Annotated in this window: 12 protein-coding genes; 10 read left to right on the top strand and 2 right to left on the bottom strand. The window is 73.5% G+C overall.

What is annotated here, in order from left to right:
- The first annotated feature begins 134 nt into the window (after nt 1-134).
- From AOJ26_RS38350 to AOJ26_RS38340, 3 genes are all read left to right on the top strand, one after another.
- Complete coding sequence (locus AOJ26_RS38350; RefSeq protein ID WP_053852963.1) at nt 135-803, top strand: YcnI family protein; 669 nt, start codon at nt 135-137, stop codon at nt 801-803.
- 66 nt (nt 804-869) lie between these two features.
- Nucleotides 870-1,511 carry a hypothetical protein gene (locus tag AOJ26_RS38345; protein ID WP_053852962.1) on the top strand — a complete coding sequence of 214 codons (642 nt, stop codon included), beginning with the start codon at nt 870-872 and terminating at the stop codon, nt 1,509-1,511.
- 161 nt (nt 1,512-1,672) lie between these two features.
- Nucleotides 1,673-2,257 carry a sigma-70 family RNA polymerase sigma factor gene (locus tag AOJ26_RS38340; protein WP_053852961.1) on the top strand — a complete coding sequence of 195 codons (585 nt, stop codon included), beginning with the start codon at nt 1,673-1,675 and terminating at the stop codon, nt 2,255-2,257.
- 226 nt (nt 2,258-2,483) lie between these two features.
- Here the strand turns inward: AOJ26_RS38340 and AOJ26_RS38335 are convergent, their stop codons facing one another.
- Nucleotides 2,484-4,154, bottom strand: coding sequence for a hypothetical protein (locus tag AOJ26_RS38335; RefSeq protein WP_179200216.1), 1,671 nt, complete (start codon nt 4,152-4,154; stop codon nt 2,484-2,486).
- A gap of 263 nt (nt 4,155-4,417) precedes the next feature.
- Here AOJ26_RS38335 and AOJ26_RS38330 point away from each other — a divergent pair, with 263 nt between their 5' ends.
- The 4 genes from AOJ26_RS38330 to AOJ26_RS38315 all read left to right on the top strand — a co-directional run bounded on the left by AOJ26_RS38330 (nt 4,418) and on the right by AOJ26_RS38315 (nt 7,056).
- Nucleotides 4,418-4,807: a cell division protein SepF gene (locus AOJ26_RS38330; protein WP_053852960.1), complete on the top strand. Its 390-nt coding sequence runs from the start codon at nt 4,418-4,420 to the stop codon at nt 4,805-4,807.
- A gap of 82 nt (nt 4,808-4,889) precedes the next feature.
- The gene (locus AOJ26_RS38325) at nt 4,890-6,086 is read left to right on the top strand and encodes a hypothetical protein (RefSeq protein ID WP_053852959.1); all 1,197 of its coding nucleotides are present in this window, start codon (nt 4,890-4,892) and stop codon (nt 6,084-6,086) included.
- Nucleotides 6,083-6,409 carry a nucleotide pyrophosphohydrolase gene (locus AOJ26_RS38320; protein ID WP_053852958.1) on the top strand — a complete coding sequence of 109 codons (327 nt, stop codon included), beginning with the start codon at nt 6,083-6,085 and terminating at the stop codon, nt 6,407-6,409. Before AOJ26_RS38325 ends, AOJ26_RS38320 begins: the two co-directional genes overlap by 4 nt.
- Before the next feature lie 176 nt (nt 6,410-6,585).
- Complete coding sequence (locus tag AOJ26_RS38315; protein WP_053852957.1) at nt 6,586-7,056, top strand: DUF6099 family protein; 471 nt, start codon at nt 6,586-6,588, stop codon at nt 7,054-7,056.
- 132 nt (nt 7,057-7,188) lie between these two features.
- Here AOJ26_RS38315 and AOJ26_RS44035 read toward each other — a convergent pair whose 3' ends face one another.
- Entirely contained in the window at nt 7,189-7,359 is a 171-nt protein-coding gene (locus tag AOJ26_RS44035; RefSeq protein WP_179200214.1) for a hypothetical protein, read from the bottom strand.
- A gap of 215 nt (nt 7,360-7,574) precedes the next feature.
- Here AOJ26_RS44035 and AOJ26_RS38310 point away from each other — a divergent pair, with 215 nt between their 5' ends.
- The 3 genes from AOJ26_RS38310 (at nt 7,575) to AOJ26_RS38300 (ending at nt 12,633) form a co-directional block, all read left to right on the top strand.
- Complete coding sequence (locus tag AOJ26_RS38310) at nt 7,575-8,498, top strand: LLM class F420-dependent oxidoreductase (protein WP_053852956.1); 924 nt, start codon at nt 7,575-7,577, stop codon at nt 8,496-8,498.
- 131 nt (nt 8,499-8,629) lie between these two features.
- Nucleotides 8,630-10,093: a 3' terminal RNA ribose 2'-O-methyltransferase Hen1 gene (locus AOJ26_RS38305; RefSeq protein ID WP_053852955.1), complete on the top strand. Its 1,464-nt coding sequence runs from the start codon at nt 8,630-8,632 to the stop codon at nt 10,091-10,093.
- On the top strand, nt 10,090-12,633 hold the full coding sequence (locus AOJ26_RS38300) for a polynucleotide kinase-phosphatase (RefSeq protein WP_053852954.1): 2,544 nt from the start codon (nt 10,090-10,092) through the stop codon (nt 12,631-12,633). The genes AOJ26_RS38305 and AOJ26_RS38300 overlap by 4 nt, the downstream gene beginning before the upstream one ends.
- The last annotated feature ends 114 nt before the right edge of the window (nt 12,634-12,747 follow it).

Below are 12,747 nucleotides of genomic sequence, written 5' to 3'. Positions count from 1 at the left end.
CCCGCGGACGCCCCGCGCACCCCCCGCCCCCTGCTGCTCCGTCACACGGTCCACCGGCGCGGACCGCCCACGACGATCCCGTACACCGTCTGACCCCTCCACCCCTTTCCTGTCCGTACGGAGATCCCTCACCCATGTCCTCGACATCCACCGCCCTGCGCCGCGCCGGCCTCGGCACCGCACTCGCCGCCTCCGCCGTCCTCACCGCCGCGGGCGTCGCCTCCGCGCACGTCACCGTCCACCCCGACAGCTACCCCGAGGGCGCCACCGACGGCGCCCTGACCTTCCGCGTGCCCGACGAGAGCGACACCGCGAGCACCACGAAGGTCCAGCTCTTCCTGCCCGCCGGCCACCCCCTGCTCGGCGTGCTCGTCTCCCCGCACGACGGCTGGACCGCCGAGGTCACCGACACCCGGCTCAAGAGGCCGGTCAGGACGGACGACGGCACGATCACCGACGCGGTCTCCGAGATCACCTGGACCGGCGGGCGGATCGGCCCCGGCCGGTACGAGGACTTCGACGTCGCCTTCGGCCAACTGCCCGACGACACCGCCCGTCTGCCCTTCAAGACCCTCCAGACCTACTCCGACGGGAAGGTCGTCCGCTGGATCGAGGAGGCCGCCCCGGGCGACGCGGACCCGGAGAACCCGGCGCCCGTCCTGAAGCTGACCTCGGGCGCCGGCACGTCCGCCGCCGCGAGCGACTCCACCGCCCGCGCTCTCGGCGCCGCCGGGCTGGTCGTGGGCGCGCTCGGGGCGGCGGCCGGTGCCTTCGCCGTCGTACGGAGCCGCCGTACCCGGTGAGCGGGCGCCCGTGGATTTCCGTACCCACAGGTGGGGACCGGTGCCCGGATGGGAGGATGGGGCGCCATGACAGCAGGGTGGTGCGCACGCACGGTACGGGCCGCGGTGTTCGCGGCCGTCTGTGTGCTGCTCGCCGCCCTGGGGCACGTCCTCATGTCCGGTGCCGACGTCCCGGGCCGGACACTGGCCGCGGGCCTGGTCGCGACCGGGTGCGCGGGCTGGTGTCTGGCCGGCCGTGAACGCGGGCTGCCGCTGATCGTGGCCGTCGTGGTCGCCGCCCAGACAGCCCTGCACTCGGCGTTCTCCCTCGCGCAGTCCACAGCGGCGGCACCCGGCATGGGCGGGATGCACAGGGAGTCCACGCACATGAGCGGCATGGACTCCCTCGACGCGGCCTCCATGGGGACCTCGTCGGGTGTCGACGCGCTCTCCTTCCTCGTGCCGTTCGGGATGTACGCGGCCCATCTGCTCGCCGCACTGCTCACCGGCCTCTGGCTGGCGTACGGCGAGCGGGCCGCGTTCCGCATCCTGCGGGCCTTCGCGGCCCGCCTGGTCGCTCCGCTGCGACTGCTGCTCGCCCTGCCCGCCACCCCGCACCGCCCGCGTCCGCGGATGCGCCGGTCCCGCTCACGGCGGGGGCCGCGGCTTCTCCTTCTCGTCCACGCGATCAGTCATCGCGGTCCGCCCGCGGGGATCGCTGTCGCCTGACGACAGCCAGTGCACCGAGGCCGCCCCTGCGCGGCCCGGTCCCGGCCGTACGCCCACGCCCACGTCGGCGCCCTGCGGCCGGATCCCCTCACCGGACCGCCCCGCGCCCCCGTGCGCACAGGCGGTGGTCCGGATCACGGCTGACCCGAGAAGGACACCTGGTGATCACTTCCGCCCCGCCCGTCCCGGCCGACCTCCGCGCCCGACGGGAGTCCGCCGACGCCTCCGCCACCGCCTGGGCGCTCGCCGCCCGCGCCGGTGACGCGGACGCCGTCGACCACTTCGTCCGTGCCCTGCACCGTGACGTCCTGCGCTATGTCTCCCACCTCTGCGCCGACCCCCAGGCCGTCGACGACCTGGCGCAGGAGACGTTCCTGCGCGCGCTCGGCAGCCTGCACCGGTTCGAGGGGCGCTCCTCGGCGCGGGTCTGGCTGCTGTCCATCGCCCGCCGCGCGGTGATCGACGGCTTCCGGCACACCGCGGCCCGGCCCCGCCGGTACGACGGTCCGGACTGGCAGGCCGCGGTCGAGCGGGCCCAGCCCCGGGGCGTGCCCGGGTTCGACGACGGCATAGTGCTGCTCGACCTGCTGGAGGCACTGTCCGCCGAGCGGCGGGAGGCGTTCGTCCTCACCCAGATGCTGGGGCTGTCCTACGAGGAGGCGGCCGTGGTGAGCGGGTGCCCGGTGGGGACGGTCCGGTCCCGGGTGGCGCGGGCCAGGGCGGCGCTGGTGCGACTGGTGGTCTGAGGCCGTGGGCGACCGCGGCCTCGTCGCGGCCGGGCGCGGGGGAGGACCGGCCAGTCGTGCCTGCGTGCCGGCCTTTGCGGCCGCCGCGGGAGTGCCGGGCGCGGATCGAGCCGATCGGGTCCGGCGGTAGTGCGAGGCACCGTCGAGCAGCCGACCCGGTGTCGGCCGGGCTGGAACCGGCTCGGCATGATCCGCGGCCTGACCACGGTCGTCGCCACGCTCCGCTTCAAGCGGTCGGCAGCGTGACGTAGGTGCTCGACAGGGTCTGCGGCGAGGACGTGAACACCCGGAGCCGGACCCGCTGCCCCGGCTTCGGGAGCGCGTACGTCCCCTCGGGCGGCCGCAGTTCATAGGTCGCCGTCGTGTGGGCGGGCAGTGCGGCGGGTCCCCGCAGCACCGAGAAGTACAGGTACATGCCCTGGCCCCGGGTGAGGGTGAAGTGGGGCGTGAGGGCGTCGTCGCCCGTGTTGGTGACCCGCAGGGTCAGCCGGGACAGCGCGCGCACGTCGTGACGCACCGAGGTGACCTCCATGCGCAGGGGCGGCGAGCCGGTGGCCGCCACCGCCGCGCTCGCGAGCGCCGGGCCCAGCAGCAGGACGGCCGCGGCGATCCGCGCGGGGCGCCGGTCAGGGCCGGTCAGCCGGCGCGCGAACGGCTGCCAGGCCCCCGCGAACTCGGACGCGGGCGCGGTGACCGCCGCCGCCAGCCACAGCGGGGTCATCATCAGGTAGTAGCCGTCCTGCGAACGCGTCGCCAGCCAGAAGGCCAGCCACGGCAGCACGGTCGCCGCCGGACCCAGGCGCCGCACGAAGAGCACGAACAGCGCCAGCAGGCCGGCGAGCAGCAGCAGACTCGCGTACCCGTACCAGTCGAGCCGGTCGCTGCCGTCGGTGAGGTAGAGCGACACCCCGACCAGGCCCTGGCCGTGCAGCACCGCGCCCTGGACGAGCGGCAGCGCGATCCCCTTCAGCCACGCGGCCGGCTGGCTCACGACGAAGTACGCGTTGATCAGCAGCCAGGTGCCGGTGGCGACCCCGGCGAGCCGCAGCACCACCGAGCGGGCCCCGCGCGCGCCGAGCTCACCGCGCCGCACCGCGTAGATCCCGGCGATCAGGAACGGCGCGAGGAACCACGGCAGTTGCTGTGCCGCGCACGCCGCGCCCAGACAGGCGGCCTGTGCCGTCCCGGCCGCCCCGAGCCGCCCGCCCCGGCCGGTCCGGGGCCAGCGCACCACCACCGGCACCAGCAGGGCGAGGGCCAGGATCGCCGGGTAGCCGAGCCGGCCGTACATGGCGACCATCGAGAAGCCCAGGCACGTCATGGTCGCCGCCGACCGCCACGGCACGGGCAGCAGCCACCACAGGACGACCGTGCCGACCAGCAGCGCCCCCGTGGTCATCGCTGTGGCCGGCAGGCCCCCGTGCCCGAGCCACAGCAGGGGCGCGGTCAGCAGCGGGGCGAGCGGGGGATAGCCGTACGTGTAGTCGTAGCCGCCCGTGACGGTCGGGGTGAGCGCGATGCCGTCGCCGCCGAAGAGCCATGGCCAGGGGCGGCCGTAGATGCCGTGCCCGGCGACCAGGTCACGGGCCGCCTGGGCGGTGAGGACCGACTCGTCGGAGCCGCGGTGGAACAGGACGAACGCGCACAGGGCGAGCGTCAGACCGGTCACCAGCACGCACAGGTCCACGCGCGCCAGGGCCCGCCGGCCACGCACGACCAGGGCGAGGACCCCGCAGACGAGGATCGAGGCGTAGCAGACCGAGATGACCCCGGCCACGGCGGGCCGGTGGCCGGCCGCCTGCGTCCACACCTCGCGCGTGCCGATGAAGAGGCTGACGTCCGCGAGCAGCGTCAGGACGCGATGCCACTGCGTCGGGGGTTCCGGGGCGGGGGACACCGCGGACCGGGTCGGGCCGGGTGCCGACAGCCGGGTATCTGCCAGGAGCACGCCACCGGACGCTAATCGGAGCCGGTGAGCGGGGCGCGGACGGAGGCCAAGAGTCCGGTGTGAGGCGGGTAAGACCCTTTCGTCCCGCGGGGCGGGGTGTGATGTGTCCGCCGACGCGGTCGCGGACCGTGTCGTTGTTGGGCCGAACGGGTGACTTGGCGTAAGAATTGGCTGGTGCAGGCATTGAAGGCGAGTCGGAGCGGGGGCAGCCGGTGAACAGGTACGACGTCACCGATGAACAGTGGGAGGGGCTCGCCCAGGTCGTTCCGTTGCGGGGACGGGACGCGTGGCCGTCCGCGGTCGGCCACCGGTCCATGCCGGAGGCCGAGACCGAGGCCCGGCGCCGGTTCGTGGTCCTGCGGATCAACGTCTTCGCGGACGCCCGCGAGGTCGCCGAGACCCTGATGGCGGGCATCCCCGTCCTGCTCGACCTCACCAGCGCGGAGAGCGAGGTCGCCAAGCGGGTCCTCGACTTCAGCACGGGTGTCGTGTTCGGGCTGGCCAGCGGCATGCACCGGGTGGACCGGAACGTGTTCCTGCTCACTCCGGCCGGCACCGAGGTGACGGGGCTGATGGAGAGCGCGGGGATGCCGGGGGTCTGAGCCCGGGGGGAGGTTCGCTCGTTCGTAGGAAGGCCACCGCGCAGGAACGGTTCACCCGGTGGCGGAGCCCTACGGTCCGGATATGCGCGCGTCCCCCGCCTCCTCCGTCGTGCCGGCCCAGTCGGCTCCTCCGTCCGCGGAACTGCCGCAGGGCGGTGGGTGCCGCCCCGACCGGCCCTGCCTCACCGAGCTGCGGCTGTCCGCGTACGCCGGGCACCGGCGGGCCGGGCTGCCGCTCGGGCCGCTGACCCTGCTGGCCGGGTCCAGCGGGAGCGGCAAGACGAGCGCGCTCAGGGCGTACGAGTCACTCGCGCGGCTCGGTGGCGGCGCGAGCCTCGCTGAGGCGTTCCCCCGGCCCGCCGCCTGTGTCCCCGACCGGGCCCGCCCCGACGCCCAGCGCCGCCGCGGCTTCCGGATCGGCTGCACGGCCGACGGGCCCGAGGGGCCGGTCCGGCTCGACGTGGCCGTCCAGGCCGAGCCCGAACTGCGCATCGTGGGGGAGCGGCTGACGTCCGGCGGGCTGGTCCTGCTGGAGACCGCCCTGCGCGACCCGTCCCGCCGGGCCGTGCAGGCCGCCTGGCACACCGCCGGCAGCTCGCCGGTCACCCGCGCCCCGCTCCCGGACGACCGGCTCGGCACCCCCCTGCTCCCGCTGCGCGTGGCCGGCAAGACGGACGGACAGCGGCGCGTCCTGGCCGCCGCCGAGCAGATGGTCGTCGCCCTGCGTTCCGTCTTCGGCTGCGACCCGCGGCCCGGACGCATGCGGCTGCCCGTCCCGACCGGTTCCGGACGGCTGCTCGGCGGCTGCGACAACCTCGCCGACGTCCTGTGGCGCACCCGCGCGGAGTGCGGCCGGCGGCACGCGCAGCTCGTCGCCGCGGTGCGTGCCGGATGTGCGGGACCGGTCGCCGACGTGCTCGCCGAGGCGCTGCCCGGCGGGACGGTCAGGGCGCTGCTCGACCGCGGGGACGGCGACCGCACGGAGCTCGGGCGGCTGGGGGACGGCGAGTTGCGGTACCTCGCCCTCGCACTGGTGCTGCTCACCGGGCCCGGGGTGCTGGAGGTCGACCCGGTCGGCGAGGTGCCCGCGGCGATGCAGACGCTCACCGTGCTCGCCGACAACCTCGACCGGAACCTGGACCCGAGACAGCGCACCGAACTCCTGCGGCTGGCCGTGCGGATGTGCGACCGCGGACACATCCGGTTCGTCGGCGCGGTGAGCGACGCCTCGTGGGCCACGGGGACGGACGGGGTCACGGTGGTACACCTGGAGCCGTGACAGAACCCCTCGACGTGGCGAAACTGCAGCGCCGGCTGGCCGACTTCGCGGCGGCGCGCGACTGGCAGCCGTACCACACCCCCAAGAACCTGGTCGCCGCGCTCAGTGTGGAGGCCTCCGAACTGGTCGAGATCTTCCAGTGGTTGACCCCGGAGCAGTCGGCGCGGGTCATGGACGACCCCGACACCGCGCACCGCGTCACGGACGAGATCGCCGACGTGCTCGCGTACCTGCTCCAGCTCTGCGAGGTGCTCGGCGTCGACGCGCTGGCCGCGCTGGACGCGAAGATCGACCGCAACGAGCGGCGGTTCCCCGCGCCGTGAGGAAGGATTCAGTCCTCTTTCACTCTCCGTGATGAAAAGCGGGACCGAAACCGATTTGTTGTCCACAGATTTCCGCCTACCTCTGGCTTTTCGTTCCGAGCGACCTCACTCTGGGTAGTGGACAAGGGAGTTCGGGCGGACGGGCCCGGGGACGTCGCGACAGACGGGGGCAGCCGATGGACGCGGTGCGGCTCATCGTGACGAGCAGGCGTGCCCTGGCCGGAGGCGGCGAGGCGCCTCAGGTCATGGCGGAGGTGTGGCAGGCGCAGGCCCTGGCCCAGGCGATAGGGAGCCGCCTCGCGGTCGCCGGGCCGCCCGAGCTCCGGGGCGAGGCCCTCGGACTGACCGAGCTCGCGGGCCGGGGCTGCGGAGTCCTGGAGCGCCCCGACATCGCCGTGGCGGAGTTGCGGGCCGCGCAGCTCACCGAACTCGGCGACGCCCGCCAGGCGCTCCTCTGCCTCGGCGGTCTCCTCGGCGAGGTGGGCATAGCCCTGGTCGGCCTGGCCTGCGCGGCGGACGACGAGACGACGTACTGGCAGTGCATGGAGGCGATCGACGCGGCGGACGAATCGCGGGACCGGGTGCTGCAGATGCTGCGAAGACTGGCGGACCGGGGGGAGGAGCTGGCTGAACGGGAAGCGGGGTGAGTTGTCGGCCGCGCAGTTCCCCGCGCGCCCCTGAGGGGGTGCAGCCCGACTCTGCCTCGCCTGCACCCACTTTCCTGGGGGCGCGGGGAACCGCGCGCCCAGCCCCCACCGGCCGGCAGCCGGTGACCGACCTCAGCCGGCCTTCTCCTCACCGGCTTCCCGTACCGAACCCCCGGCCCCTTGAAGATCCGCGTCCAACGCCGACAGGTCCGCGTTCAGCGCCGCCATCAACTCCTCCATCTGCTGCAGCAACCCCTTCGGCTGCCCGGCCCCCGCAGTCAGCGGCACGGTTTCTTCGGACATGACGGCCTCCTCGGCCCAAGGACCCACACACGGGTGACGGATGACGCACCGGCGACGACGGGCCGGCTCCGCCCGAGCCAACGATCACCGAAGGGCCCGGTCACTGGCACCACCACTCCTCGCGTGCGCCGGGGGCCGAATTTCACCCGCCCGGGGACGCGGAGACGGCAGGGACCGGTGCGGTCACAGCGCACCCCTGCGTGCAGGATGGAGCCATGGATCTCCGCATCTTCACCGAGCCCCAGCAGGGCGCCACCTACGACACCCTCCTCACCGTCGCGAAGGCCACCGAGGATCTGGGCTTCGACGCCTTCTTCCGGTCGGACCACTACCTCAAGATGGGCGACGGAGACGGCCTCCCCGGCCCCACCGACGCCTGGATCACCCTCGCCGGACTCGCCCGCGAGACCAAGCGGATCCGCCTCGGCACCCTGATGACCGCCGCCACCTTCCGGCTGCCCGGCGTCCTCGCCATCCAGGTCGCCCAGGTCGACCAGATGTCCGGCGGCCGCGTCGAACTGGGCCTGGGCGCAGGGTGGTTCGAGGAGGAGCACCAGGCGTACGGCATCCCCTTCCCGAAGGAGAAGTTCCCCCGCCTGGAGGAGCAGCTCGCCATCGTCACCGGCCTGTGGGCCACCGAGCCCGGTGAGACCTTCGACTTCCACGGCCAGCACTACGAGCTCACCAAGTCGCCCGCGCTGCCCAAGCCCGCCCAGCAGCGGATCCCCGTGCTGATCGGCGGCCACGGCGCGACCCGCACCCCGCGCCTCGCCGCCCGCTACGCCGACGAGTTCAACATGCCGTTCGCCTCGCCCGAGGACAGCGAGGCCCAGTTCGGCCGGGTCCGTGCCGCCGCCCAGGAGGCGGGCCGCCCGGCCGACGCGATCACCTACTCCAACGCCCTCGTGGTCTGCGTCGGCAAGGACGACCAGGAGGTCGCCCGCCGTGCCGCGGCGATCGGCCGTGACGTCGAGGAGCTCAAGGCCAACGGCCTGGCCGGCACCCCGGGCGAGGTCGTCGACAAGATCGGCCGCTACGCCGCCGTGGGCTCCAGCCGGATCTACCTCCAGGTCCTCGACCTCGACGACCTGGACCACCTGGAGCTGATCTCCGCGCAGGTCCAGTCGCAGCTGTCGTAAATCGAAGGCGCTGGTCGCAGCCCTGTGCGAAGCTGAGGGCGTCGTCCTGCCGAGCCCCCGGGATCACCCTTCCCGGGGGCTCGCGCGCGCACGGCACCCTGTCCCGTCCACCGGCCGGAAAGGCCACGCGCATGTTTCTGACGATCACTACCACCGGCACTCCCGAACGCCCCGCCACCGACCTCGGCTTCCTGCTGCACAAGCATCCCGACAAGGCGCAGGCGTTCTCCACCTCCTACGGCAGGGCGCACGTCCTGTATCCCGAGGCGGACGACCAGCGCTGCACGGCGGCGCTGCTGATGGAGGTCGACGCGGTGGCGCTGGTCAGGCGCGGCAAGGGCAAGGGACGCGGCGGCGCCCCGGACGCGGCGCTCGCGCAGTACGTCAACGACCGCCCCTACGCGGCCTCCTCACTGCTCGCGGTGGCGCTGAGCGCGGTCTTCTCCAGCGCGATGCGCGGAGTGTGCCACGCCAGGCCCGAACTGCCCGCGCAGTCGCGGCCGTTGCGCGTCGAGGTGCCCGCGCTCCCGGCCCGCGGCGGTCCCGGGCTCGTCCGGCGGCTGTTCGAGCCGCTCGGCTGGACCGTGACCGCCGACGCGGTGCCGCTGGACACCGAGTTCCCCGAGTGGGGCGACTCGCGCTACGTCCGCCTCGAACTGGAGTCCACGCGGCTCACCGTCGCCGAGGCCCTGCGCCACCTGTACGTCCTGCTGCCGGTCCTCGACGACGCCAAGCACTACTGGGTGGCCCCCGACGAGGTCGACAAGCTGCTCAGGGCCGGTGAGGGCTGGCTGCCCGAACACCCGGAACAGCAACTGATCACCAGGCGCTACCTGTCCCGCCGCTGGTCGCTGACGCGCGAGGCGATGGAACGCCTGGAGCTGGTGCGGCTCGCGGAGTCCGACGACACCGAGGTGGAGGACATCGACAACGCCGTCGAGGCGGAGACCGAGAGCGAGGAGAAGCCGACCCCGCTCGCCGTCCAGCGCCGCGAGGCCATCCTGACGGCGCTGCGTGCCGCCGGTGCCGCCCGCGTCCTCGATCTCGGGTGCGGACAGGGCCAGTTGGTGCAGGCACTGCTCAAGGACCCGGCGTTCACCGAGATCGTCGGCGTCGACGTGTCGGTGCGGGCCCTGACCATCGCCTCCCGGCGGCTCAAGCTGGACCGCATGGGGGAGCGGACGGCCGCACGCGTGAAGCTCTTCCAGAGCTCGCTCGCGTACACCGACAAACGGCTGAAGGGGTACGACGCCGCCGTGCTCAGCGAGGTGATCGAGCACCTCGACCTGCCCCGGCTGCCGGCCCTGGAGTACGCGGTGTTCGGCGCGGCCCGCCCCCGGACCGTCCTCGTGACGACCCCGAACGTCGAGTACAACGTCCGCTGGGAGTCCCTCCCGGCCGGGCACGTCCGGCACGGCGACCACCGCTTCGAGTGGACCCGCGAGGAGTTCCGCGCCTGGGCGTCGTCGGTGGCCGAACGGCACGGCTACGACGTGGAGTTCGTGCCCGTGGGACCGGACGACCCGGAAGTGGGACCACCCACGCAGATGGCCGCGTTCGTGATCAGGACCGAGAAGGAGGCGAAGGCCGCATGAGCGAGACACAGACCAGGGGACGGGTGCTCCCCGTCACCGACCTCTCCCTCGTCGTCCTCGTCGGCGCCTCCGGCTCCGGCAAGTCCACCTTCGCCCGCCGGCACTTCAAGCCGACCGAGGTGATCTCCTCGGACTTCTGCCGGGGCCTGGTCTCCGACGACGAGAACGACCAGGGCGCCACCAAGGACGCCTTCGACGTCCTGCACTACATCGCGGGCAAGCGCCTGGCCGCCGGCCGCCGCACGGTCGTCGACGCGACCAGCGTGCAGTCGGACTCCCGGCGCCAGCTCATCGACCTGGCCAAGAAGTACGACGTGCTGCCCATCGCCATCGTGCTCGACGTGCCCGAGGAGGTGTGCGCCCAGCGCAACGCGGGCCGCACCGACCGGGCCGACATGCCGGTCCGGGTCATCAAGCGCCACATCCGCGAACTCCGGCGCTCCGTCCGCCACCTGGAGCGCGAGGGCTTCCGCAAGGTGCACGTCCTGCGCGGGGTCGACGACATCGAGCAGGCCACCGTCGTCACCGAGAAGCGCTTCAACGACCTGACCCACCTCACCGGCCCCTTCGACATCGTCGGCGACATCCACGGCTGCGCCGCCGAACTCGAGTCGCTGCTCGGCAAGCTGGGCTATGTCGACGGCGTCCACCCCGAGGGCCGTACCGCGGTCTTCGTCGGCGACCTCGTCGACCGCGGCCCGGACAGCCCGGGTGTGCTGCGCCGAGTGATGTCGATGGTCAGGTCGGGCAACGCGCTGTGCGTGCCGGGCAACCACGAGAACAAGTACGGCCGTCACCTCAAGGGCCGCAAGGTCCAGCACACCCATGGCCTCGCGGAGACCATCGAGCAGATGGAGGCCGAGTCGGACGAGTTCCGGGCCGAGGTGCGGGAGTTCATCGACGGACTCGTCAGCCACTACGTCCTCGACGGCGGCCGGCTGGTCGTCTGCCACGCCGGTCTGCCGGAGAAGTACCACGGCCGCACCTCCGGCCGGGTCCGCTCGCACGCTCTGTACGGCGACACGACCGGGGAGACCGACGAGTTCGGGCTGCCGGTGCGCTACCCGTGGGCGGAGGACTACCGGGGCCGGGCCGCCGTGGTCTACGGCCACACCCCGGTCCCGGAGGCGACCTGGCTCAACAACACCATCTGCCTGGACACCGGCGCGGTGTTCGGCGGCAAGCTCACGGCGCTGCGCTGGCCGGAGCGGGAGCTGGTCGACGTACCGGCGGAGAAGGTCTGGTACGAGCCGGTCAAGCCGCTGAGGTCGGAGGCTCCCGGCGGCCAGGACGGCCGGCCGCTCGACCTCGCCGACGTGCACGGCCGCCGCGCGGTCGAGACCCGGCACCAGGGCCGGGTGGCGGTCCGCGAGGAGAACGCGGCGGCGGCCCTGGAGGTCATGAGCCGCTTCGCGGTGGACCCGCGGCTGCTGCCGTACCTTCCGCCGACCATGGCACCGACGGCGACCAGCCGCATCGAGGGCTACCTGGAGCACCCGGCGGAGGCGTTCGCGCAGTACGCCGGGGACGGGGTCGAGCGGGTCGTGTGCGAGGAGAAGCACATGGGCTCGCGGGCGGTGGCCCTGGTGTGCCGGGACGCGGAGACGGCCCGCAGGCGGTTCGGGGTGGACGGACCGACGGGCTCGCTCTACACCCGCACGGGCCGCCCGTTCTTCGACGACGAGTCGGTGACGGAGACGATCCTCGACCGCCTGCGGGCGGCGATCGGAGCGGCGGGCTTGTGGGACGAACTCGCCACGGACTGGCTGCTGTTGGACGCCGAGCTGATGCCGTGGTCCCTGAAGGCCGCCGGTCTGCTGAGGTCGCAGTACGCGGCCGTCGGCGCCGCGTCCGGCGCGGTGTTCCCGGGAACGCTGGCCGCGCTCCGGGGCGCCGCCGACCGGGGCGTGGACGTGTCGGACCTGCTGGGCCGCCAGCGGGAACGGGCCGACGCGGCAGCCGCGTTCACCACCGCGTACCGACGCTATTGCTGGACCACGGACGGCCTGGACGGCGTCCGCCTGGCCCCGTTCCAGATCCTCGCGGTCCAGGGACGCAGCCTCGCCGGGCTCCCGCACGACGAGCAACTGGCCCTGCTGGACCGCCTGGTGGAGCACGACGGCACGGGCCTGCTCCAGACCACCCGGCGCCTGTACGTCGACACCGGTGACCCGGAGTCGGTGCGGGCGGGCGTCGACTGGTGGCTGGAGATGACCGGCCGCGGCGGCGAGGGCATGGTCGTCAAGCCGCTCGGCGCGGTGGTCCGCAGCACGGAGGGACGACTGGTCCAGCCCGGCATCAAGTGCCGCGGCCGGGAGTACCTGCGGATCATCTACGGCCCCGAGTACACCCGTCCGGAGAACCTCGACCGCCTGCGCAACAGGTTCCTGAACCACAAGCGCTCCCTCGCGATCCGCGAGTACGCCCTGGGCCTGGAGGCCCTGGACCGGCTGGCGGAGGGCGAGCCGCTGTGGCGGGTCCACGAGGCGGTGTTCGGGGTGCTGGCGCTGGAGTCGGAGCCGGTCGACCCGCGGCTCTGAGCGGCCGGGCCGCACGTGAGGGGGTGACCCACCGGTCACCCCCTCACCCCACCAGCCGCAACCGCTCCCCGCACACCCCCACCTCCACGGTCTGCCCCCACGTCAGCTCCAGCG

This window comes from Streptomyces sp. NRRL B-24085 (assembly GCF_001282115.1).
GTDB lineage: Bacteria > Actinomycetota > Actinomycetes > Streptomycetales > Streptomycetaceae > Streptomyces.
This window is presented reverse-complemented; position numbering and strand designations above follow the sequence as displayed.

Excerpts from the sequence above, each read along its gene's own strand:
- AOJ26_RS38350 (WP_053852963.1), top strand. The coding sequence starts at position 135 with ATGTCCTCGACATCCACCGCCCTGCGCCGCGCCGGCCTCGGCACCGCA.
- AOJ26_RS38345 (WP_053852962.1), top strand. The coding sequence starts at position 870 with ATGACAGCAGGGTGGTGCGCACGCACGGTACGGGCCGCGGTGTTCGCG.
- AOJ26_RS38325 (WP_053852959.1), top strand. The coding sequence starts at position 4,890 with ATGCGCGCGTCCCCCGCCTCCTCCGTCGTGCCGGCCCAGTCGGCTCCT.
- AOJ26_RS38315 (WP_053852957.1), top strand. The coding sequence starts at position 6,586 with ATGGACGCGGTGCGGCTCATCGTGACGAGCAGGCGTGCCCTGGCCGGA.
- AOJ26_RS44035 (WP_179200214.1), bottom strand. The coding sequence starts at position 7,359 with ATGTCCGAAGAAACCGTGCCGCTGACTGCGGGGGCCGGGCAGCCGAAG.
- AOJ26_RS38310 (WP_053852956.1), top strand. The coding sequence starts at position 7,575 with ATGGATCTCCGCATCTTCACCGAGCCCCAGCAGGGCGCCACCTACGAC.
- AOJ26_RS38305 (WP_053852955.1), top strand. The coding sequence starts at position 8,630 with ATGTTTCTGACGATCACTACCACCGGCACTCCCGAACGCCCCGCCACC.
- AOJ26_RS38300 (WP_053852954.1), top strand. The coding sequence starts at position 10,090 with ATGAGCGAGACACAGACCAGGGGACGGGTGCTCCCCGTCACCGACCTC.